The sequence below is a fragment of the Gelidibacter mesophilus DSM 14095 genome, from assembly GCF_000423005.1.
GTDB classification, from domain to species: domain Bacteria; phylum Bacteroidota; class Bacteroidia; order Flavobacteriales; family Flavobacteriaceae; genus Gelidibacter; species Gelidibacter mesophilus.
Map to the genome: position 1 here is coordinate 1 of NZ_AUHD01000004.1, position 23,795 is coordinate 23,795.

Below are 23,795 nucleotides of genomic sequence, written 5' to 3' on the forward strand. Positions count from 1 at the left end.
ATATACAGCCTGGAAAACCTACCCAAAATGCTTTTGTAGAGCGGTTCAATGGTTCATATAGAAGAGGTGTCCTCAATAAATACATTTTTGATAACATAGACCAGGTAAGGGAACAGACACAGATATGGATGGATGATTATAACCATCATAGACCTCATGATTCCTTGGGTAATATTGCGCCTATAGAATATGCGAAAAGGCAACATGCCGCTGCCGCGGGGCTCATTTTAAAATAAATTGGCTTTTAAACAGAAATATGAAGAGAAAGCCAATTCATTTTAAAACGGAAAAAATTATATATTTGGATTAACAAACAGTTCTAAACTGGGGAAGCCTACAAGATCCTCTAAACAACATGATTTAAAGAGTGAGATAAAGCATGATAAATTATTGACTATAAATTACATGAAAAATATACAAAATAGAAATGCCTCAATAAAATTTGAGGCATTTCTGTGTGCTATTATATTTTTCTGAATTCTAGCTTACACGCGTTATTTTTGCTCCAATAGCTCTTAAACGCTCATCCATACGCTCATACCCACGATCAATTTGTTCAATATTATGAATCGTAGACGTTCCTTTTGCGGATAACGCAGCAATCAAGAGAGAAATACCTGCTCTAATGTCAGGAGAAGTCATGGTGGTTGCTTTCAGAGTTGATTTAAAATCATGCCCAATAACCGTGGCACGATGCGGATCACAAAGAATGATCTTGGCCCCCATATCAATTAATTTATCCACAAAAAACAAACGGCTCTCAAACATTTTCTGGTGCACCAAAACAGCGCCTCTAGCTTGCGTGGCAATCACCAATACAATGCTGAGTAAGTCTGGTGTGAACCCTGGCCACGGGGCGTCAGAAACCGTTAAAATAGACCCATCAATGTAGTTTTGGATCTCATAGCCATCCTTATGCGCCGGAATATGGATATCATCTCCTTTTCGCTCTACAGTAATCCCTAATTTTCTAAAAACATTCGGAATCTTTCCCAAATCATCCCAACTTACATTTTTGATAGTCAGTTCGCTTTTGGTCATGGCAGCCAATCCTATCCAGCTTCCAATTTCAATCATATCGGGTAACATTCTGTGGTCCGTACCCCCTAAAGATTCAACCCCTTCAATAATCAACATATTAGAACCCACACCACTAATTTTGGCGCCCATTCTATTTAACATTTTACACAATTGTTGCAAATAGGGTTCGCAAGCGGCATTATAAATCGTGGTAATTCCTTCGGCTAATACGGCAGCCATCACTATATTGGCCGTTCCTGTTACCGAAGCTTCATCCAAAAGCATGAAAGCCCCTTTTAAGCGCTCTGCTTCTACTCCATAAAAATGATCTTCACGGTTGTAACGGAATTTTGCACCCAAATTAATAAAACCTTCAAAGTGCGTGTCCAATCTGCGACGCCCAATTTTATCACCGCCTGGTTTTGGGATATAACCTTTACCAAAACGTGCTAAAAGCGGTCCCACAATCATAATGGAACCACGCAATCCTTTACCGTCTTCTTTAAATTCAGCCGATTCAAGGTATTTCATATGGACTTCATCCGCCTGGAAAGTGTAAGAACCAGAACCGATATTATTGATTTTGACCCCTAATTTTCCTAAAAGTGAAATAAGTTTATTGACATCAATGATGTCTGGAATATTATGTATAGTGACGATTTCAGGTGTCAACAAAACAGCACATAAAATTTGTAATGCTTCGTTTTTCGCACCTTGAGGTTGGATACTTCCTTTTAATTGATGACCTCCTTCAATTATAAATGTTGCCATGTATGGTTAGTAGCGTTTTCTGTTGCGGTTGGTATTACTTTTTTTGGGGTGTGATTTTTTGGTGCTTGAAGAATACTTCTTTTTATTTCGCATCAATGTGGTAGCGTCAGAAAGATCTTCATCTTCTTCCTTTAAATTGATCTTCCCTCCTGACAATTCATACAAATGATTAAAAATAACATCATCTTCAACCGTATCTTTATTCCAATTCAGGAAACATTTTTTCATATGGTTGGCAATGGTATAAATTAACGCTTCCTTTAGATCGCCATCCTCCCAAGTGTTGGCAACATCAATCATTGTTTTGATATTATTGCCGTAAAAACGGTATTTAGGGAAATTCTGTGGATATTTTAAAGGTTCAGGATGGGCTTGTAATTCTTCTTTTAAAGGTTTTGGATAAGGAGAATCTACATCCAGGTCAAAATCGGCCATAATAAAAAGCTGATCCCAAAGTTTATGTTGAAAATCAGGGACGTCTCTTAAATGTGGCTGTAAATTGCCCATTACTGAAATAATGGCCTTCGATACTTTATTGCGCTCTTCCTTGGTTGGAAGCTCTTTGGCGTAGTTGATCATCTTTTGCATGTGTCTTCCGTATTCTGGAATGATCAGGTGTTCACGCTCAGTATTGTACTCTATATTGTCTATCAAAATATTATGGTGTAGTATTAAAAGGTATGCAACGCAGTCATTTGTGTAGGTCTGCAAAATACGAAAAAAAATAAACAATGGTTAATTGTCCTATAAAAGTTTCCGAAAAATGATGAAATTCATAATTATTTATGCAAGGTTATCGCAAAAAGCGGAAAGCGCCCATCAAAAGCCTTAAAAAATTCAAACCGAAAAAGTGGAAATACATTAGAATTATGGACGAGCCGAATCATAGTGATTCCTTAGGCTTATCGAAATAATTCAACCCACTCCCCTATGCCTTCATTTTTTCACAAGGCAATAATGCCTTCCACCTTGTCTCCTACTTCCTTATATTTTTCAATAACGGTCTCTGGCGATAACATCTGCACATTGATGGAGACACTCGTGTATTTTCCGTTTTTTGAGGGCTTTGTTTTTATAACGGCACCCATATTATCAAAAATAGATTCTATTTTTACAACTTTATCCCCCTCAGAGACGACAATAAATTTATAGAGATATTCTGATGGCCAATTGGCTGTTTCAAAAAGTTGCGATCTCAATTTATCGTAAAATTCTTCTTGCTTTTTATCTGTACTCATATCAATTTTTATTCAGTTGTAAAGATACATTTTACTTTACATTTTTTATTTTCTATTTTAATCACGATTTTTGTTACCAAAACCTTGCCAAATTGAATACTAAAAAGATTGTTATTACTGGAGGACCAGGAACCGGGAAATCAACAATAATAGACGAATTAAAAAAAAGAGGACACATTTGCTTTGACGAGATCTCAAGACAAGTCACTCTCGAAGCTAGGGAGACCGGCGTAGAACAACTGTTTTTAACGCGCCCCCTCCTCTTTAGCCAGTTATTGTTGGAAGGACGTGCCAAACAATTTAATGAAGCCAATACCTACGATAATAAGACCGTTTTTCTTGATAGAGGCATTCCTGATGTTTTGGCATACATGGATTACTTTGACAGTGAATATCCTGAGGATTTTGTCAAACTCTGCCAAAATAACATCTACGACGTCGTTTTTGTTTTAGCGCCTTGGGAAGCCATTTTTCAAAGTGACAGCGTGAGATACGAAACTTTTGAACAATCAAAACTAATCCACGAAAACATCTTGCGGACTTATAATATATTTAACTACCATTTAGTCAACATTCCTTTTGATACCGTCGCGAAACGCACAGATTTCATTATAGATTACCTAAATTTATAGTGATGTCACATCCTATTACTATTTTAGAACGCTATTGGAATCACACATCCTTCAGACCACTGCAGGAAGAGATTATCACTGCGGTCTTAAATAATGAGGATACTTTTGTGCTTTTGCCAACGGGTGGCGGCAAATCCATTTGTTTTCAGGTACCCGCCTTAATTAAAGATGGTATTTGCATTGTGGTCTCTCCGTTAATTGCGCTGATGAAGGATCAGGTGGACCAGTTAAAGGCCAAAGGCATAAAGGCGATGGCCATTACCAGTGGCATTCCCTATACTACTTTAGATACGCTTTTGGACAATTGCATTTATGGCAATTACAAATTCCTCTATCTTTCTCCAGAACGCTTGCAACAAACTTTGGTTCAGGACCGAATTCAACAAATGCCCGTCAATTTAATTGCTGTTGATGAGGCCCATTGTATCAGCCAATGGGGAAATGATTTTAGACCGGCGTATAAAAACATCACGATACTTCGTCAATTGCATCCGTCAGTCAATGTGGTTGCGCTTACAGCCACCGCAAAGCCAAAAGTAGTGCAGGAAATCATGACAGAACTGGATTTTATGGCGCCAAAAGTCTTTCAGGATTCCTTTAAAAGACCAAACCTTGCCTATATGGTGCTGGATACTCATGATAAGCATTATAAGATTGAGCAAATCTTAAAAAAATATCCAGGAACATCCATCATTTATGCCAGAACCCGACGTGCGACCTTGGAACTTTATTCGCATTTGGAGTCTAAAGGTATTTCAGCCACGTACTACCATGGCGGGATTAGCAGCAAAGAAAAGAACGACCATTTAGAACAGTGGAGCTCTAACACAAAAGCAGTCATGGTGGCTACTACCGCCTTTGGAATGGGCATTGACAAGCCCGACGTTAAAACGGTCATCCACATCAATTTGCCCGAAAGCTTAGAAAGTTATTATCAGGAAGCAGGCCGTGCTGGACGAAATGGTGAAAAGGCATTTGCGGTCATTTTAAAAAATGCAACGGACGAACAGCACTTGAAAAATCAATTCTTGAAAAGCTTGCCATCCGTTGATTTCATAAAGCAAGTGTATCGAAAACTATGTAATTATTTTCAGATTTCTTATGGCGAAGGCCATCTGACCCAACATCAGTTGAACTTTAATGTTTTCTGTAAGACCTACAATTTTCCGACGAACACCACTTATAACGCAGTTCAGATTTTAGATCGAAACAGTATCATTAGTTTATCACAGCAGTTCAATTACCAAACCAAGCTCCAGTTTTTGATTAGTAGCCCGGCTCTATTTGGGTATTTAAACACGCACAAAACTTTTGAACCTGTCATAAAGGCTATTTTACGTACTTATGGCGGTATCTTTGAACATCAATTGAAAATCAATCTCAATTTGGTTGCTGAGAAATCAAATGTGAATGAAGATCGCGTTCTTGAGATCTTACGTCAGCTTGAAAAAGATGGAATTATAGAATTTCAACATTCCAATACCGATTCAGAACTCACCTTTTTACAACCCCGCGAAGACGATAAAACCATAAATAGAATTGCAACTATTATTGAACAGCAACAATGTTTAAAAGAAGATCAAATTGATGCGGTCATCGCTTATATTTCTGATGACACCCAATGCAAGAGCATCCAACTTTTGGAATATTTTGGAGAGAAAAACAATAGTCCCTGTGGTATTTGTTCAGTATGTATATCAAAAAAGGTCAAATCAAAACCATCGCAATCTAAAAGCATTTCCTATCAAATTATTCGGCTTTTGGAAAATCAACGGTTAAGTTCAAGAGCGCTTGTGGAACAATTGAAACATTCAGAAACTGAAATTTTAGAGACGCTAAAATTGATGTTGGCCAATAATATTTTAGAGATAACGGCCAACAATTCGTACAAAATAAAACATACATGAAAAAGGATTTAAGAATTGTATTTATGGGCACCCCTGAATTTGCGGTAGGCACCCTAAAACTATTGGTTGAAAACCATTACCAAATTGTTGGAGTGATTACAGCTCCTGACCGGCCTGCAGGACGGGGACAAAAACTACAACAATCTGATGTGAAAAAATATACGCTTTCCCAAAATCTCCAACTTTTACAACCCACCAATTTAAAAGACGCCGATTTTTTGCACGAATTAAAAGCTCTAAATGCCAATGTACAGATTGTAGTGGCGTTTAGAATGTTGCCTGAAGTTGTGTGGCGCATGCCAAAATATGGCACATTTAATTTGCACGCCTCCCTTCTACCCGATTATAGAGGTGCCGCACCTATCCACTGGGCCATTATTAACGGCGAAGAAAAAACAGGCGTGACCACTTTCTTTATTGATGAGAAAATTGATACAGGCGCCATTATCCTGCAAAAGGAAGTTGCCATCAAAAAAGATGAAACTGTAGGCACCTTACATGATACTTTAAAAGACATTGGTAGCAAACTGGTGATTGAGACTCTAAAGTTAATTGAAAGCGGCACCCTAACAACAACCATCCAACCCAAAATTGAACAACCCAAAACAGCTTACAAACTCAACAAAGAAAATTGCCAAATTGATTGGAGTCATAATTTGGAAGATATCTACAACAAAATTAGGGGTCTCAATCCGTTTCCTGCCGCCTGGACATATCTTAAAACCAAAGAGGGTACATTAATGGTCAAATTATTTGAAGTGGCTACTGAAACTATAATTCCTGCAGAATCTCTAGGAACCATCACCGCCACCAAAAATGAGTTAAAAGTATCGACCAAAGGGGGTTACTTGATTATTAAAGAAATGCAGCTTCCAGGGAAACGAAAAATGGATATCCGGTCACTTTTGAATGGATTTAATTTTTCCGAAGGCGACAAAATGCTCTAAACCCTTATGAACGCTGATATTAAGAAAAATAGTTAAATTATTTTGTCTTTATTAACAAATGAGCCAAAGTTATTAACAATATATTGGATTTCCCTTGCTATTACTTGCGTAAATGAATAATCCGTATAAATTTGTATGAGGATTTGACAAAATGTTAACCCAACTATTATTTAATACTTAAAAATTTAATTTTATGAACAAAACAGATTTAATCAATGGAATGGCTGAAAACGCTGGAATTACAAAAGCTGCAGCAAAAAAAGCATTGGATTCTTTATTAACTGATATTGAAAGTTCTTTACAAAAAGGGAACAGAGTTTCTTTAGTAGGATTCGGATCTTGGTCAGTTACTAAAAGATCAGCAAGAGAAGGAAGAAACCCACAGTCAGGTAAGACCATACAAATCGCTGCTAAAAACGTCGTAAAGTTTAAAGCTGGTTCTGATTTAAGCAACGCTGTAAACTAATATCATTTTTTAGATATATCATGAAGTCTGCTCTGTCGAGTAGACTTTTTTTGTTTTTTTTAACAAATTTATTGGTTTTTTAGAAAATATGTTTTAGATTTATTTTCAAATCATGATTTATGATTACAATTAAACCACAAAAAGGACATCTATTAATAGCCGAACCTTCCATTATTGGTGACACGTCCTTTAACAGATCTGTTGTCCTGTTAGCAGACCATACCGAAGAAGGTTCGATAGGTTTTATATTAAATAAACCTTTGAAATACACCTTAAAGGATTTGGTTCCTGATACTAAAGCATCTTACAAAGTTTATAATGGTGGTCCTGTTGAGCAGGACAACCTTTATTTTATACACAAAGTTCCAGAGTTGATACCTGAGAGTATTGAAATTTCTTTGGGAATTTATTGGGGCGGTGACTTTGATATTGTTCTAAACCTTATTAACTCTGGGGTCATTAAAGCCTGTGATATTCGCTTTTTTCTAGGTTATTCAGGATGGGAACCATTTCAATTGGATGCCGAACTGGAAACCAACTCTTGGATTGTAACCGAAAACATCTACAAAAAATCCATCATTGAAAAAAAGGACGGCAGCTTTTGGAAAGAAAAGATGTTAGAACTTGGTGGCGATTATAGTATTTGGTCCAATGCACCTGAAAATCCGAGCTACAACTAAGAAAGTCGGATTTTAGTGTTTAATTTTTCTATCAGGAGGTTTGAAACCTTGACGGTAAATTCCTTTTTTCTATAATTAGTAATGGGCTGAATGCCCACAATACAGTTTGTAATAAATAATTCATCAGCTTTTTGAAGTTCAAATGGCGAAATAGGCGCTTCCACCAAAGTATAACCTTCAAGTTTTTTCACAAGCTCAATGATCTGTTTTCTCATAATTCCTTTCAGGCAGCCTTCAGTTAATGGTGGCGTCTTGATGGTTTGATCCTTCACCAAAAACACATTGCCATTCAAGGCTTCCACAACTGTTTTTTCAGTATTCAATAAAAAGCAATTATCAAAACCATTCTCCTTGGCATAAATACTTCCCAAAACATTGATGCTTTTATTATTGGTTTTTAAAGTGGAAAGTAAGCCTGGAGCAACATAAAAATCCTTAAACAATTCAACAAGGTATCGCTCTTGATTTAAACTGTAAAAATCAGAAGCTAATCGCTCAGTAACCATACTATAATCAATATCATTGGAAGTTGGCGTGTACTTCCCGCCTTCCACACGGTTCACATTGATCCGCACCCTGGCCGTGGCTTTTAGCAGGTGATTGGCCTCTAGCGTCTTTAAAATTTCACTTTCAAGAAATTCCATGGTAAAAGTCATAGGAATTTCCATTCTTAGAATTCGCATGGAGGCCATGAGCCTAAAATAGTGATCTTCCCAAAACACTATTTTACCATGTACTACTTTTAGGGTTTCAAAGATGGCATCGCCGTAGGTATAGCCCCTATTTTCCAATGCCAATAAATTTGAAGAAGTCTCGTGAAGGGTTCCGTTAAAATTCACCATAAAAAAAGTCTCGAAGTTTTTAAATTTCGAGACAAATATACTATTTATAAAAGAGTCAGCCTAGGCAGATCCTAAAACCTGTTTCAAATCAGAGATTTGATTTTCCCAGAGCATTTTAGCTTCATCTATCTCATCTTCATCAATAAAATCGGTAACAATAATAGATACGTCTTTGGTAATTTCATCCACTTGAATTCTTATTTCGAAATAATAAGAATCACCTTCGTCCTCATCAACCATCCATCTAAACTTGATGCGTTCGCCACTTTTTTTACTCAAGAGCTTTGCTTTTTCCTCACTATCATTCCAAATAAACGTAAATAGCTCTCCACGAGAGTTTACATTGTCGGCAAACCACTCAGAAAGTCCTGAAGGCGTCGAGATATATTGATATAAAAGTTGAGGAGATGAGTGAATGGGAAATTCCATTTCAAATTTAATTTTTTCTTCCATAGATCTATTTTGTTAACGGCTCAATATATAATTATTTGTTTGGTTTAAAAACAAATTGGCTAAAAATAATTTTTCCTGTTTTTATGGATTTTATATTTGCGAAGGTTAATTAAGTTTTTATCTTTGCACACTTAATTATGGCGAGGTAGCTCAGCTGGTTAGAGCGTCGGATTCATAACTCGGAGGTCGGGGGATCGTGCCCCCCTCTCGCTACTTGATAATAAAGCAGTTACATTAATTTGTAACTGCTTTTTTTTATTGCTAAAAGTTTGTAAACAACTGTACTAAGGATCAAGGATCAAGGGATGGATCAAGTCCAAAACTTGTGGGATTTTGGGATTATGCAAAAATTGTTGTGAATCTATAAAGCAAGAATTCTATGTTTTTCACACCTCTGAACTGAGCTCTAAAAGCTTTTAATCTTGCGTAGAAGGACGCTGCTGATGCATTTGTGCTCCTGTTTATAGAAAAGTTCAGGATTGACCTATTATTGTATTTGCCATGGTATTGAAGGCCCTGAAGCCGGTGTTCTCTTCGTCTTTGTACCAATGTGCCAGTTTTGTATATGCCGTTTGTATAGAAGTAGCCATATTGAATATGGTTCTGAACCTTTGTACTAAGTCTAAGGCATCTTTATATGGGAATATTGGGCAAACAATATTTTACTTCTCTTGGATTGGCTTTGCGTCTAGTTGTTAGGAGATTTATAAAGCAGATATCCATTTCTGATATATATAATTTTATAGACTTACTCCAATTTCTTCAAAATTGAAAAAATCATATAATATCCAAGCTAAAATGGCTTGCGCTAATATTTTAAGCCATAAAGGAAGTGACTTTGTTCCATTTGGCCCGCTTTTATTTCCTCAGTAATACATGCCTATATTTTAAAACAACAAAATAATCTACTCTAAAGGGTCTCTAAATAAAATTTGATTGGTTCGAATTATTATGAATTGAGTTGATTCACAAACAGCCGTTACCATACCTCTGCCCAAACCGAAGTAAAAATAATAATCAAAATTTCATTGTAGAATTTCCCTACTAGCAAATAGGATTCTATATTAATAGAGCTAACTGACAAAAAATATTTTGACAGGATTTGATTGACGGAAACCTTCAAGACTTCCTTAAGTAATGCCCTCATATCCAACGAAATATTCCTATGAGTAAGAACTTAAGAAATGTATTAATCAATAATTTCCGTGCAAAAACTCAAGGTCTAATTCGAAACAGTTTTTTTAATTTCGATGTAGAGCATTGGGAAATTTAATACCACTTACGGATTAAGATACTCACACTATTGCGGCTGATAGTAGAAAATTAAGTCACCCCATTGACGATATGATAATTTTAAATTTTCATAAGAGGTATCTTAACTGTGTCTGGATATCCATCTAAGAAAACCGGGATTGATTCCGTTGTGCGATATAGCGTTTTTTTTTCTTTATTTTCCTTTTTTATAAAAATGGTCGCATCAACGATATAGCTTAGCGCAGGGTCAGGCTTAGGGCCAAAAATCTTGAAAGGAATCTCGGTTTGGTCCATTTTCGTTGTCACCACTTGAATAAGCTCTGTTAGAATAATCGATTTCATGTCAATATGGGAGACATCTAATATTCTAATTTTCACCGTTGATGTAAAAATCTCCCCAACATTCTCAAGCAACAAAACCCCTTTGAGAAGTAGTGGGAGATTTTCTTGATCTTTGGTTTTCATATAATTCAGACCTTTTTGATTATCCATTTTTGGGTATTATTATTTTGTGCAGGCCGTGTCACACATTTGAAGTCTTCACCAGAATGCTCGTGCGCGTCCAGATTTCTACCATTACTGGCTTGCTGGATGGTAAATGACGTTGCATTGTAAGGCATTATTATCCATCTTTGAGTAGAATTATTCTGAGGCCCTCTCATTACAGCATTCCAATCACGGGATGCCACTTCATGGGCGTCTAGAAATCTTAGACTACTTTTCTGTTGGATATTATAGACTGCTCCCTTTGGTACGAAAACCCATTCTTGACTTGAGTTGCTCTGAGCAGGCCTCGTTACAGCTTTGAAATCCTTTGCTGTGGTCTCCCAAGCATCTAGGAACCGACGATTTGACACTTGTTGAACGTGAAACCGATTATTTCCAAGTGGAAGCAGCGACCAATTTTGAGTATCATTGGATTGCGAAGCCCTAGTAACCGCACCATAATCATTGCTCGACACCACGTGAGCATCAAGAAACCGCCCATTACTAAGTTGTATAATAGTATATCTTCCAAGTTGTTCGTCGAGATGGGTTACAACCCAAAGCTGCGTATCATTGTTCTGAGCATCCCGGGTAACTGCCGAGAAATCATTCGCTTCAGATTCATGAGCATCAAGAAATCTGCCAGTGCTTTGTTGTCGAATTGCATAAACCCGTCCAATCGGCGTCAATTCCCACCTTTGAGAGTTATTGTTTTGAGAACTTCTTGTGACTACCGCAAAATCGCGATTTGAGGATTCGTGAGCGTCGAGATAACGATTACTCGATTTTTGCTGGATCGTAAATTCACCGTTCAACCACGTGCCCGGATACAACTCCTCTACCCCCGCGATGTCAAATTCGCTCATACCATTACGCTGTCCAATCGCGTTACCGCCGTTGGGCTCAATGGTTGGGAGTCCATTTTTGCTAAATGCAAATTGGCCATAATGCATAATTGAATTGTAATCGTATCTACCGATATCCGTACCGTCAATAATATGTTGGTTAAAATTATGCTCTCTACCCTCCTGAATATTATCCCAATTGACTGTTACAAATTCATTTCTATCTTCTCTGCTCTGCTCATGCCACATACCAAGTGCATGTAGAATTTCATGAATTGCAGCTGCATTTCCACAGCCAGCTCCGAGCGAGATTTGCTGCCTACCACCTCTCATTCCAACCGAAGACCAACATCCATCACCCGCAAAAAATTCTATATAGTTGGGGAAATCAGCCGCGTTTGCGTTGTTCCTTTCAACAAACTTAATGCTGGTATTTACTTGAATTTCACCAATAGCATTCGTAACCCTATCTTTATTGGGAAGATTTGACTCCACAGTGTAGGCTACCACACCATTTGGCCATCGGTAGCGTTGTCCTGTGATGGCTACGGCGTGGGCTACGCCCGCCGGAACTTCATTTTGTCCATCTGAATCGTTCAACTCTAGAGCGATATCTCCTTCAAAAATTGCAACTCCATTAACCATCGAATAGGTGACTTCTTTCTCGTCGAAGACGTACTTACTTGGACCGTCTGAAAGTCCCTTAATTGTTGTTTTCCCAACATCGTTTGATGAACGGAACCATTCTAAATCCACGTTTGTAGATTCACTGTCTTTTTTCTTAGCCATGATAAATATTATTTAGGTTTAACAATCAGTAAAGCTCCAACTTTACATAAATTGGATACTTAACCTTTAAAAAGGATTGCACTAATACTTAGAGAAGCTATTATTTAGGGAAGCTATTATTAAATATATTAATTAGGTTCTGAGGGGAGCTTTTTTTAAATATATTAAATTGGGTTGCAAATATCAAATTAGATTGAGAGTGAGGAAAACATCTATAAATGTTAAATGTATCGTCATTTTTGCTAATAACAAATATAATGACCGTACAATTGCAACCAACTGAATATTAGCCAAATATACAAAAATAATTATTAAAAAAAAGATTTCAAATCTTAATATTTTAATTATTTTTAAACATAAAAGATAATCTTACCTTGTTTTTGCTTTGAAAATATGAAGAGTGCTTAAAGTATATTACCCGTTATTAAACACGCCGCTCATATTGTAATTTAATAAGACTGGATATAACGCCTCTTGCCATTTTGGCTTTAAGAAAATGCTCTTTTCCTTTGCCACGATTCAATCATCAATTTCTCTGCACGCCTTGCTATATTAACAGCCCTTAAAAAGTTACATAAACGTAGATTACGACGTTTTTGACACCCATCTTACTATTGCGGGAACGTTACTTTATGTTGATTCCCCGTTGCCCGATCATAGCGATTACCCTGGTATAACTGCAAAGCTCACCACCACTTGTAGAGCCTTCAGAATGATCCCTCAGAAATCTCATCATCAATAGAATTGCATATAAAAAGGCTTAGGCAGTTGCAGTATCAGCCAGCTCAAAAAAAATTAGCTTCCATACTTTGAATATGCTTTTTAAAAACAACAGAACAGTCCTCCAACAATCTAAAAATAATTGGACCAGAAAGAAAAATAAAAGTGTCAAAACTTCAAAAACAAATAGCTAATTTAGTTGTTCGAAAATAGAATTTAAACAACTTAAAAAACAGTAAATACGCGGTAAAATTGAATCGATATGTACTGTTACTACAACAAATCAAAAGCCTATTATGACAAAAACCTTGGTAACTACGACGCTCATTCTAATTTCAAATCTCTTGTCGGCTCAGCATGAAAATGAGATTTTACAATTTGATAAGATTTTGAATCAATTCAATAATGTTAGGGATTTTTGCATTTCAACCCATGGAGATGAAGCATTTTTCACGTTACAAAGCCCTAATGGCGAAATTTTCCAGTTGGCTACGATGAAAAAAGAAAACAGTACATGGTTAGCGCCTGAATTATTGCCTTTTTGTGATGCATATATGTATTTAGAACCATTTTTATCAAAGAATGGAAATCGGTTGTTTTTTGTTTCTGACAGACCCTTGGATGATTTATCTGATAAGAATAAGGATTTTGATATTTGGTATGTTGAGAGGGACACTAAAGATGGGGACTGGTCCGAACCTAAAAACATGGGAAAACCAGTTAATTCAGATTTAGACGAATTTTATCCAACACTTAGTGATAACAATAATTTATACTTTACAATGGACTCTACAAATGGTTCTGGGAAGGATGATATTTATTATTGTAAGTGGGAGGCTGGAAACTATTTGGCTCCTGTTCTTTTAGGTGAAAATATAAATAGTGCTGGGTATGAATTTAATGCTTTTATCTCCAAGAAGGAAGATTTTATACTGTATACAAGGTACAATGAAAAAGATGGTCAAGGAAGTGGTGATTTATATATTTCAAAAAAACAATCGAACGGAGATTGGGGAAAATCAACAAATTTAGGCGTACCTATCAACACTAAATTTATGGAATACTGCCCTTTTTATGATGAGAAAGATCAGATCTTATATTTCACAAGTAGGAGACAAAATATTAGTCCGAAAAAGTTCAAAAGTATATCAGATTTTAAAGATTATGTTCAGGAAAGTGAAAATGGATTGAGTAAAATTTATATGACCTCAATAAAAATAGAATAAGAATTAGTGTCAGCAAGGTACTGTGCTGAACAACAGATAAAACAATATTGATTTTCAACTTAAACAGTTCTATGGATAGCTATATTTCATAGTGCTGATTTCGCTATGGCAAACGCTTGTTTTAACAGCTTGTCACATTCTGCTATCAGTGCAAACTTTTTGCTCTTTCCCGTCGCCATATCATGCTCATAAATTCTCCTATTGGCCTTTTCATAGTCCAGGTCGAAATTTTATTAAAGAACGGACTATACGAGTTTCTACGACTTTAAATGGAGCTCTAAGCCTCATAAAAACCTGAGTAGAAAAGAGTGGGAATTTTCAATGTTGAGGAAGTCCTAAGCTTATTAGTTTCTTTTGTCTGTTCTGATAATCTACTTAACAAGTCCTAATAAAAATAAATGAGGATGCAACAAAAAGTATTGAAGCTGAGGTAGTTTATTACCTTTTTGAATTGGGCAAAGAGGCAATCGCACAAGTCATTGTATGTTTTGGATCTCTCTTTAGGAAATTAACTTTATGGCGTTATATCTATCCCTCGTACTTCTTACCCAGTCTCCATGTTTACAATTCCTTGTCCTACAATGAGAGGTTTATGGATGGTAAATGTTGTAAACACAAAAGAGACCGATGACTCGATCTCTTCTGTAGTTTACGTTCTTCACTCTAATGATTTAGGGGATCAGTTATGCAACCTCAATACTCCTACTAGGCTTTTGTTTTGCCTCTTCTCTTTTTGGCAAGAGTATATTTAAAATACCTTCATTGTAGCTCGCATTAATTTTTTCGTCATTTACACTTTCAGGCAGAGAAAACACTCTTTTAAACGAAGCGTAACCAAACTCTCTACGCGTATAATTTCCCTCCTTTTGTTCATGTTCTTCTTTGGTCTCGGTGGAGATGGATAATACCCTATTGTCAATATCGATATTGAAATCTGACTTTTTTAAACCCGGTACTGCCATTTCAACCATAAAAGCATCGGAAGTTTCTCTAATATTCACTTTTGGTAAAGATATTCCCGTATTAAAGTCTGAAGTAAAGACTGAAGATAAATTTCTATTGAAAATATCATCCAACCAATTTGACACACTAGGGACGTTGTGATTTGAATTTCTGTTCGCTAACCTTCCGCTTTTAGGAACATTTTCTAAATTGCTCATAATTACAAAAATTTAAATTAAACATTGTTTCAATCTTGAAATCCGAATGATTTCGATAATTACAAAACAAAAAAAATACCAAAATTGGTTTAGCTGATTTCGTTCTTAAAAATTTATTGAAACCCCATAATTTGAGCTTAAACCTTGAACATAACTGCCAGTTTTTCAGGATAATAATGCCATATTGACATTAGCAAATACCCATCCTTTATATTTCTCTTAAAGCATATAATCAACGAAATATTTTTAGAAGGATTGTTGGATGTTAAAATTTGCACTCTTCTCATAATGTTCTTAGGATTCGATGAATACGGGTAATCTATTTTCTTTTAACGCAAAACATTATTTTTTTTCAGTCAATGATTTTATAAAAAAATAAATAGTTTTAGAAGCAATAGCTAAAAAGCAGAATAAGCACAGGACACGACCAAATTATGGGTTAACTAAATGAATTTTAGAGTAAAATAGAAATGCCAAAAACACTATTCGAAGACAACATAAAATGAACGTCAAGCGGATTCTGTCAATGCACAAAAAATGGCATACTTTAAATCATTTCAAACGCTATGATAAAAAAGTGTCTTATAGATTATTATTAAATCATCTGAACCATGAAAAAGTTTATATTCATCGTCATACTATTTTTGTTCTCAACTTCAAAAAATGCCCAAGAGGATCAAAAGAATATTATAAAAATAAATGCGCTCTTATTAATATCAAATATTTACGAAATCAACTATGAACGGATATTAAATGACAGATCATCCCTTCAAATTGGCTTTGGTGCCGGAAAAACCAATAATTCCAATCTTAATGATTTTCAAGAATTATATTCAGATTTTTTTGGTACGACTTTAAATAATCCAATGGACACCCAACATCGTAAAGAAACGTTTTCATTAAACATAGGCTACAGACATTACACCAAAGATCATAAAGCCCCCTAAAGTATTTTACATAGGTCCGACAATTCAGTACATAAATTTTAAAGAACGGCTATATGCTTTAGAACAGGATCCAGATTTTACTTCTTACAACGAGAAAATTTTTGTTGGACGGTTAAACCAAAGAAACTTAAAACTATTTAATGTTCAGGCCTTGTTAGGTTACCAATTTTTTTTGGGTAAAATATTTTACATCAACCCATACGCCGGACCAAGTTGGGTATTTGGAAATACTGATGAAGCTTTTCAAAGCGAAGATGAAAATGTAACTGGATTTGGCCTTAACTTTGGAATTGGAATCGGTTTTGGTTTTTAAAAATAAAAACATATTTGATTTCTTCGGTTGACAACATAGAAAGCAACATTCAATGGCGACAAACAAAGTAAGGTGCCATATCCAAAATTCATTCAATGGTTTCATCCAACAATCGTCATCTTTCAACGCGCGCTTCATTCAGCAAAGCCTCTATGATCTTGGCTTCCTGCCACAAAAGTTCCAGCTTATTTAAACTGCATTTGTATTAGAAATTTGCCAATTATTATCACTACTATCTTCACAGGCCAAGACATTGAGGCTATTACCTGGACTATCCTTATCTCGTCATTTATCTGACATTATTACTTCTCGCACAGAAAACGAAATAAATACAAGAAAAAAAAGTAGCAGAAACCACAGAAACTGAACTAAAATTAACTGGGAAAGATTGGAAGGTCATTATTCTGCCTACTCGAAAGGTGAGCGTCTTGATTTCTTAAAACCATGATTTAAAAGTAAATAACGCCTTTTCTGATATTAAAAAATAAGATTCTAATCCAAAATATAAGTTTATACCATTCAACACTTGGCCTTTCAAAAATGAATATCCTGAACATTTAATTGACTGGTTTTACCCATTATGTTTTTATTCCCTAGATTCCGTTCTAAATCGCGCACCCAATCACAGACAAAGTTCATTATCAACAAAACATGTGCATTTCAACAACATAACACAACTAAATTTATAGCTTTGTAAAATAAAAGCAAAAGATATCTACCTATGAATAATATTATCGACCGAATTACAAAAATGGAAAACATCTTGGACGAACTCACTTTAGTAGTTGAAAAATCCGATAAAGCCATGAATAAACTTGCAGGTTCCTTAAAAGATTTACAGACATTAAAGACCTATTATGAATCGCAATATATGAAAGATGTTATGGCAGAGAAAAGAAACGAAGTCCCACAGGACCTCAAACGAGGTGTATTGAGTGAGGATGCTGTTCATATGCTGCTTACAGATTTGGTTGAATTATCTGATAAAATGGAAAATTTGAGCAAAAAAATAAGATGATTTTAATGGGGAATGGCACTACCTGATGGAAAGCAGCATTACAAAATCAAAAAGGGATTTATTGAAATTACCGATGCTTGCAATGGCACAATGTATGTTGGTTGAGCTTAGGGCAAAGAAATGATTCTCAATCGCTAAAAATCCTATATAAAAAGCGGTAATGACGGAAATAAAGACCTAAAGATTTAGAATTTAACCATATCAAAGAACAGTTTCGATTTTCAATTTTAGATATCTTTAAATCGCCAACCAATAGTGACATCAAAATCGAGCGAGAATGTTGTTGGAAAAAAACACATTAAAGACGAAAATTTGGGTACTACGCGAATTAGCAACCTAAATTTATTGTATTCTATATGCTCCATTCAAGGTATAGAATGAGGTTAAATGAATATAGTCACCTTGATTTCCCTAAAGCGCGATTGGCATCAATTCATCAAGGTTGTTTTTATAAATTATCGACAAAATGCACTTCTATTATGATTAAACAACTTTTTTTGTAAGTTAAACCATGACTTCTGTTAAAAGTCATTATATTTAAACCTTCCCTCAAAAAACAACCTTTTTTTTAATTAGTTAATCCACAAAATAGTAAAAAAAGCAACAAACCTCAATCCCAACAAATATCTATGGGTTGATGACTAATTAAATTAATAGAATGCAATTAATAAATACAGAACACACGTTTTCGTTTTACAACAATCTAATGTCAGCCAAAGCACCCGACAACGAATTTGACATCAATCAACTGATTGAAGTTATAAGGTACGGTTATATAAAAAACGACATTAAAATCTTGAGGTGCTTAGACAATAAACATGAAAGAAGCAGACTGAAAGAGTCAAAATTACCATGCGTAACCTTATCTGGAACTTTTGAGAAAAGAAATAAGCATCATCTTCAAGAGCATTCGGGATTAATTCAAATAGACATTGATGATTTAGAAGAATATGATTCTATTTTTAATACATTAATTTCAGATGAATTTACATTTGTAGCCTTTAAAAGTCCAAGTGGGAATGGGATTAAATTAATAGTGAAGATCAACCCATCAATAGATACTCATTTAGAGCAGTTTCTTGCACTTCAAAAATATTATTTAGATGAATACAACATAGAAATAGATGGAGCTTGCAAAGATATAGCGAGATGCATGTTATTATCCTATGATCCAAACATCTATTGCAATCCGTTTTCAGATGTATATGCAGAATTATATATGCCTGAAATTAAGGTGGTACCTGAAAAACACCATAATGTCAATTTTAAGATTGATGTCAATTCAAATAATGACAAGGATATCATTGAAAATCTAACGGTAGAAATAGAGCGAAATAACATTGATATTACTGATGGTTATGAAAACTGGATCAGAATTGGTTTTTCCCTGGCAACAGCATTAGGCGAAAATGGTAGAGATTACTTCCACAGATTGTCAAGATTAAATAGTGGGTATCGCGCTCACGATTGCGATAGACAATTTACAAATTTGCACACTCGAAATAATGGTTCAATTACATTAGGCACACTCATTTATATAGCACGTCTTAATGGGATTGCAGTTATATTTCCTTCTCAAAAAGATAAAAAAACAACACTTTCAATAAGCAATCATCCAGAATCTCATAAACCTAACTTATATGAAGCTTTAAAGAGTAAAAGGTTAGAATTAGCTAATAAAACGAAAAGTCCAGCTTATACAATATTTACTAATAAAACCTTAGATGACTTGGTGGAAAAAATGCCAAAAACGGAAATTGAATTTCTCAGCATCTATGGCATCAGTCAAAAGAGATGTGACGCTTATGCGAAGGACTTTTTACCAATCCTTATTAATTTTAATGGTAATGATTCGTCGATTGAAAAGCCTATCGCTCAAAAATATGTAATTCCGAAATTAAAAAATCAAGACGAAAGATTATTCCAAGAACTAAGAGAATTTAGACTTAATCACGCCCTCGACAACGGATTGAAAGCATTCCATGTCTTTGGAAACACGACGCTTTATGAGATTGTTGAATCTAAGCCAACTACAAGAACAGAATTGCTCAGAGTAAATGGTATTGGCGAGCGTAGAATAGAGCAAATTGGGGATGCAGTTTTGGGAATAATCATGAAACATGCATCTTAAACCTTATTAAAGCAACACATAATCCAAATCTAACGATTTTTTTATCTGCCTAATTAATTCATATTTGGTATCCTCAAAATCTTCTAATAATAAAGGTTTAGCTTGATAATTAATATCGAAAAGTGCTCTATTAATAATTGGTAATTGGAAAGATTTTACGCATACTTTCTCTCCACCTGCCAATTCATCAACGATAAATAATTCAGAATTATTTGGTGTTTCAATTTTGATCGTATCTGGATAGTACAAAATGATTTCATTAGCCTTAAATCTAACCGCATAGGCTAACATTTGGTACAAATCATTTTGAGAAATGCCCTTTTTTGGGTCGTTATTATCTGAATAAACAATTTTGTATTTGGTGTCAGCAATAATACTCCTATCCTCTAAAGTCAAATGCAAATCTGGTTTTAATTTAAAATTCCTTTCTTCATCTAAATGCTTAGTTCCTATTTGAGACTGTGCTTTTATTTCGTCTATTTCCTTATCCATAAAACCAAAAATAAAATCTTCAAACACATATTCCATAGGCAATAAAAAGGCAAAAAGCTTCAAGCTATTTTTATAATTGAATGACACGCTATTATCCAAAAACAACACACAATAATCACGGATGGTTTCAAAATCTGAAAACATAGGATTAAACGTCATTCGCCTCATTTTATCTGCGGACACGTTAACATCCTCTACTTCATCCAAGATGAACAAAATGTCACTCAAAAAACGCCTGCTTTGGTTTTCCTTTGTTGTAGACAACAGCAGTTTAGAAACGAACTTGACACATCTATTAAACTCATTATCCATTTCAAAAGCATCAAATTCACAACTAATTTTATGATGTCGGCCATTGCTCAAATTGTTTTGAATATATGCGTTAAAGTCAATTCGACCTTTAACAAAATTCAATTCCTTATTGACTTCTGTGTATTTTTGATAGATTGCTGAATTTAAAAGCTCTCGAGTATATTTACTAAACAAGTAGATTAAAATCTCAAAAAAGTCCGCTTTTTCACTATTTAACCCAGATAGATAGTTAGGGAATTTTAATTTTCTGCAATAACTTAACCACCACAATACATGCTTATTTATTGCTTTAACATCATTAGCAAAAGGTTCTTTACCAGTGAAAAATATTTTTGGAAGTAAATTGATCGTCGCTCCTTCATAAAGAATTACACCTACATATTTGTTAGATTTTAAGGTTGTATGCTTGTGTGAAAACTGAATAAAACGCTGTTGTTCTACTCTTTCATCTTCTTCATTAAAATATGAGCTAGATTTTTCTCGCTTTGACCAAATATCATCCAAAAAGACTTCAAGCCCTTCAAAATGTGACTTTGAAAACTCCGAGGTATTTTGATATTCGAAAAGATTAGTCATTCAAATTAAGTTTCATAGGCCATCCTTCAATTTCGAGATTCGCTGATTTCAGAATGTTTTTAACTTCAACAAAATCATTCATAAAATATTCCAATAACAATGGTATTACTTTGTTATCAATGGTGTTTTTTAAATCAAAGGTGTCCCCCAAGAAATAGGAGTGCCCAATGGTGAAATCATGACCTTTTCTACTTATGATTTCATTATTTATAATCTCTAGTAAGTTTGCATTATTAATAAATATATCCTCTCCTACTATTTGATACTTTGGGTACATAGGCACAAACTCAAATCTACGTCTTAAAGCAATATCTAAAAGGGCTATAGATTTATCTGCGGTATTCATAGTGCCAATAATATATAAATTAGATGGAACTATAAAAGGTTCTCCAGAAGGTAGAGTAGCTGTTATTGGTATTTTGCCATGAGAACGTTTATCATGTTCAATTAGGGTGATGAGTTCTCCAAATACTCTAGATATATTGGCTCTATTGATTTCATCAATGATTATTACATAGTTCTGTTTTTCAACGTGATCTACATGTTTTTTTCCTTTATCTAGAAGCAAGCTCAATATTGGATTATAATAGGGCTGCAATCCTCCCAGTATGAGATCATTAAAACCCCTTTCATACATTTTCCTTAAAGTGTTTATACTCAAAGAATGTTTGGAGTCACCTTGCTTTTTTCTGAATTCAATAGATTTCTCCCCTACCTCAGTGATATAAAAAGACGTTTGCTTCATTTTTATTTCGAGCTCATCCACTTGTCCTTCATTTAAAGGTCTTGTCAATTCAGAAAACACCTTATCGAATCCATGCTTGGCAGATTCTGGATTTTCGGAATCTCTTAAATTTTTAAGTGCTCTATCTGCTATCCTTTTAAACACACCATCACTTTTAAAAAATGACAATTCACCGCCTGCCTCGGTATCCGGTCTTAGTCCCTGAATAAAATCTTCATAACTATAATTTTGATGAAAGGTGATAAACTCTATTCTATTTCCTAAATGCTCATTAAAAACTGCCTGTGCCTCATTATAGTTGATAGTATCATCTCGCTTAATAATTTTAGCCGCTTCCAAAATTGTGTTATATGTCTTTCCTGTTCCAGGCGGACCGTAAAAAATTTGGTTGAGAGGTGCGTTATACCCTTTATATTCGGTTTTATTTTCTAAATGATCCTGTTTCATTATAGACAATAATTTATCGTAATAGTTTGTATTATCATCTTCTTTATACTTTGTAACATTCGTCAAGGTCTTTAAGGATAATTTAAAATCAAGCTTCCAATTCCCCTTTAATTGCCAATCTACATTTCTGCTTTTTTGATAGGAAGATTTAGTAGTATCATAATAATAATCAGACGTTACTATACCATAGCCGAGTAATTCAGTCATACCCTTTTTTACAATTATGACATCGCCAGGTTTTATCACTTTTAAGAACTCATAATTAGCAGCTGTATCATTTTGTTTTGTGGATGGAACACCTTCCAATTCTTGTAATTTTAACTTTATGGCCTTTTTAGAGGGATAATCGTTCAAATCTCCAAGTGCATCCCAACCAAGCCCCATCACTCCATTTTCGTAAAATTCATCCCATTTGGATGCATTCTCACCTGGAGCATATACCCAATAATTAATACTTTCGTTTTTATCAAGCATTTGATATAAGATGTCTTGTGCCAACAATAGGTTGTTTGAACCATCGTAATACTGCGGAATATAATTCTTTACTAAGGATGTGAGCTCGTCATCACTCTCAATATATTCTGAAATGATGTGTTCAATTAATTCTAAGTAATGCGCATATTTTTCATTTTTCTTAGCTTGTTTTACATTTAACAGGTCACATAATTCTTTATAGAATGAATGTTTATAAAAGGTATATTTGTTTGGATTAAAAAATGTGAGATACGTTGAAATTGTCCGCTCATCTTGATGATGCTGTAAGGTTTCTCCAAGCCCCCTATAAATAGCTAATGAACCTTCATTAAACGATTTAACTCGGGTGTTCAGATCAATAGATTCATCAAACAGCTGCTTAAAAAGATCTCGAACATCCTCTGGCTTATTGCTAGTTATATTCTGCAGTACAGCTTTACTCATAGCATACAATAAATTATTGTAGTCAATTGCCTTGAGCTCTTCCAACAAGTTTTCAGCAGCTAAATTTGGACGCCCTTTATACTTTTCGAGTAATTCCCATTTATAACGCTCATCTTTTAAGTGGGTCTTCTGAATTAAAATTTTATAGTTTACTATTATTTGTTCCAATCCATTTTGATGCGTGTCTATAATTTCAAAACCCATTCTCTTAAAGAATTTATTAGTATCCTCACCTCCGCTATGTCTCCAAACGTGTTCACCATTCATTTGAGCATGGGCATGGCGCATGACATCTTTTGGTGGATATGTATTATCATTAATCTTAACCAACCACCGAGTAGATTTTATTAATGGAATTTTATTTTCCTCTATATCTTTAACGGCATTGATGACATGCTCTTTTGTAATACTATTGGGACTAAATGTCATATTTTAAATTATATTTTTACTAAGTGGAATA

The 23,795-nt window shown here is 34.9% G+C and carries 21 protein-coding genes, 1 tRNA gene and 1 pseudogene; 12 read left to right on the forward strand and 11 right to left on the reverse strand.

Annotation, left to right across the window (positions count from 1 at the left end; all coding sequences use genetic code 11):
* Positions 1-236 (forward strand): integrase core domain-containing protein (locus G525_RS20105; RefSeq protein WP_035478958.1); only part of this gene is annotated, 236 nt, incomplete at its 5' end.
* Positions 237-480: 244 nt separating this feature from the next.
* Here the strand turns inward: G525_RS20105 and murA are convergent.
* The 3 genes from murA to G525_RS0103475 form a co-directional block, all read right to left on the reverse strand.
* Complete coding sequence (gene murA, locus G525_RS0103465; protein ID WP_027124918.1) at positions 481-1,791, reverse strand: UDP-N-acetylglucosamine 1-carboxyvinyltransferase; 1,311 nt, start codon at positions 1,789-1,791, stop codon at positions 481-483.
* 6 nt (positions 1,792-1,797) lie between these two features.
* On the reverse strand, positions 1,798-2,445 hold the full coding sequence (locus G525_RS0103470; protein ID WP_027124919.1) for a DUF4290 domain-containing protein: 648 nt from the start codon (positions 2,443-2,445) through the stop codon (positions 1,798-1,800).
* A 290-nt stretch (positions 2,446-2,735) separates the two neighbouring features.
* Positions 2,736-3,029, reverse strand: a complete 294-nt coding sequence (locus G525_RS0103475; RefSeq protein WP_027124920.1) for a DUF493 family protein — start codon at positions 3,027-3,029, stop codon at positions 2,736-2,738.
* Positions 3,030-3,121: 92 nt separating this feature from the next.
* On the opposite strand from G525_RS0103475, the gene G525_RS0103480 reads away from it, so the two are divergent.
* The 5 genes from G525_RS0103480 (at position 3,122) to G525_RS0103500 (ending at position 7,661) form a co-directional block, all read left to right on the forward strand.
* Positions 3,122-3,661, forward strand: a complete 540-nt coding sequence (locus tag G525_RS0103480) for an AAA family ATPase (protein ID WP_027124921.1) — start codon at positions 3,122-3,124, stop codon at positions 3,659-3,661.
* A gap of 2 nt (positions 3,662-3,663) precedes the next feature.
* A complete protein-coding gene (locus G525_RS0103485) occupies positions 3,664-5,568 on the forward strand; it encodes a RecQ family ATP-dependent DNA helicase (RefSeq protein WP_027124922.1) in 1,905 nt (634 codons plus the stop codon).
* Complete coding sequence (fmt, locus tag G525_RS0103490; RefSeq protein ID WP_027124923.1) at positions 5,565-6,515, forward strand: methionyl-tRNA formyltransferase; 951 nt, start codon at positions 5,565-5,567, stop codon at positions 6,513-6,515. Before G525_RS0103485 ends, fmt begins: the two co-directional genes overlap by 4 nt.
* A gap of 193 nt (positions 6,516-6,708) precedes the next feature.
* Positions 6,709-6,981, forward strand: coding sequence for an HU family DNA-binding protein (locus G525_RS0103495; RefSeq protein WP_027124924.1), 273 nt, complete (start codon positions 6,709-6,711; stop codon positions 6,979-6,981).
* Positions 6,982-7,100: 119 nt separating this feature from the next.
* The gene (locus tag G525_RS0103500) at positions 7,101-7,661 is read left to right on the forward strand and encodes a YqgE/AlgH family protein (protein ID WP_027124925.1); all 561 of its coding nucleotides are present in this window, start codon (positions 7,101-7,103) and stop codon (positions 7,659-7,661) included.
* Here the strand turns inward: G525_RS0103500 and G525_RS0103505 are convergent.
* The gene (locus G525_RS0103505; RefSeq protein ID WP_027124926.1) at positions 7,658-8,503 is read right to left on the reverse strand and encodes an aminotransferase class IV; all 846 of its coding nucleotides are present in this window, start codon (positions 8,501-8,503) and stop codon (positions 7,658-7,660) included. The two genes, G525_RS0103500 and G525_RS0103505, sit on opposite strands and share 4 nt — an antisense overlap.
* 60 nt (positions 8,504-8,563) lie before the next feature.
* On the reverse strand, positions 8,564-8,956 hold the full coding sequence (locus tag G525_RS0103510) for an START-like domain-containing protein (RefSeq protein ID WP_027124927.1): 393 nt from the start codon (positions 8,954-8,956) through the stop codon (positions 8,564-8,566).
* A gap of 139 nt (positions 8,957-9,095) precedes the next feature.
* Between G525_RS0103510 and G525_RS0103515 the strand changes: the two genes are divergently transcribed.
* Positions 9,096-9,169: transfer RNA gene (locus tag G525_RS0103515), tRNA-Met, on the forward strand.
* Positions 9,170-10,309: 1,140 nt separating this feature from the next.
* Here G525_RS0103515 and G525_RS0103520 read toward each other — a convergent pair.
* Both G525_RS0103520 and G525_RS21615 read right to left on the reverse strand, forming a co-directional pair.
* Positions 10,310-10,675, reverse strand: coding sequence for a hypothetical protein (locus G525_RS0103520; protein ID WP_157491873.1), 366 nt, complete (start codon positions 10,673-10,675; stop codon positions 10,310-10,312).
* Positions 10,676-10,680: 5 nt separating this feature from the next.
* Positions 10,681-12,330, reverse strand: a complete 1,650-nt coding sequence (locus G525_RS21615; RefSeq protein WP_051209750.1) for a M12 family metallopeptidase — start codon at positions 12,328-12,330, stop codon at positions 10,681-10,683.
* Between the two features lie 1,016 nt (positions 12,331-13,346).
* Here G525_RS21615 and G525_RS0103530 point away from each other — a divergent pair.
* On the forward strand, positions 13,347-14,276 hold the full coding sequence (locus G525_RS0103530; RefSeq protein WP_027124929.1) for a TolB-like translocation protein: 930 nt from the start codon (positions 13,347-13,349) through the stop codon (positions 14,274-14,276).
* An 86-nt stretch (positions 14,277-14,362) separates the two neighbouring features.
* Here the strand turns inward: G525_RS0103530 and G525_RS22620 are convergent.
* A pseudogene (locus G525_RS22620) lies at positions 14,363-14,491 on the reverse strand (IS110 family transposase); the annotation flags it as partial.
* A 468-nt stretch (positions 14,492-14,959) separates the two neighbouring features.
* Positions 14,960-15,436: an Hsp20/alpha crystallin family protein gene (locus G525_RS0103540; protein WP_027124930.1), complete on the reverse strand. Its 477-nt coding sequence runs from the start codon at positions 15,434-15,436 to the stop codon at positions 14,960-14,962.
* A gap of 611 nt (positions 15,437-16,047) precedes the next feature.
* Here G525_RS0103540 and G525_RS0103545 point away from each other — a divergent pair.
* The 4 genes from G525_RS0103545 to G525_RS0103565 all read left to right on the forward strand — a co-directional run bounded on the left by G525_RS0103545 (position 16,048) and on the right by G525_RS0103565 (position 19,845).
* The gene (locus G525_RS0103545) at positions 16,048-16,383 is read left to right on the forward strand and encodes a hypothetical protein (protein WP_027124931.1); all 336 of its coding nucleotides are present in this window, start codon (positions 16,048-16,050) and stop codon (positions 16,381-16,383) included.
* A 172-nt stretch (positions 16,384-16,555) separates the two neighbouring features.
* Positions 16,556-16,696 (forward strand): hypothetical protein, encoded by a 141-nt coding sequence (locus tag G525_RS22195; protein ID WP_157491874.1) that lies wholly within the window; start codon positions 16,556-16,558, stop codon positions 16,694-16,696.
* Positions 16,697-17,417: 721 nt separating this feature from the next.
* Entirely contained in the window at positions 17,418-17,714 is a 297-nt protein-coding gene (locus G525_RS20115; protein WP_035478960.1) for a DUF4298 domain-containing protein, read from the forward strand.
* A 658-nt stretch (positions 17,715-18,372) separates the two neighbouring features.
* Positions 18,373-19,845 (forward strand): HRDC domain-containing protein, encoded by a 1,473-nt coding sequence (locus tag G525_RS0103565; protein ID WP_084647696.1) that lies wholly within the window; start codon positions 18,373-18,375, stop codon positions 19,843-19,845.
* Positions 19,846-19,851: 6 nt separating this feature from the next.
* Here G525_RS0103565 and G525_RS0103570 read toward each other — a convergent pair whose 3' ends face one another.
* Both G525_RS0103570 and G525_RS21620 read right to left on the reverse strand, forming a co-directional pair.
* The gene (locus G525_RS0103570) at positions 19,852-21,225 is read right to left on the reverse strand and encodes an McrC family protein (protein WP_027124934.1); all 1,374 of its coding nucleotides are present in this window, start codon (positions 21,223-21,225) and stop codon (positions 19,852-19,854) included.
* On the reverse strand, positions 21,218-23,764 hold the full coding sequence (locus tag G525_RS21620) for an AAA family ATPase (protein WP_027124935.1): 2,547 nt from the start codon (positions 23,762-23,764) through the stop codon (positions 21,218-21,220). The genes G525_RS0103570 and G525_RS21620 overlap by 8 nt, the downstream gene beginning before the upstream one ends.
* Positions 23,765-23,795 lie beyond the last annotated feature (31 nt).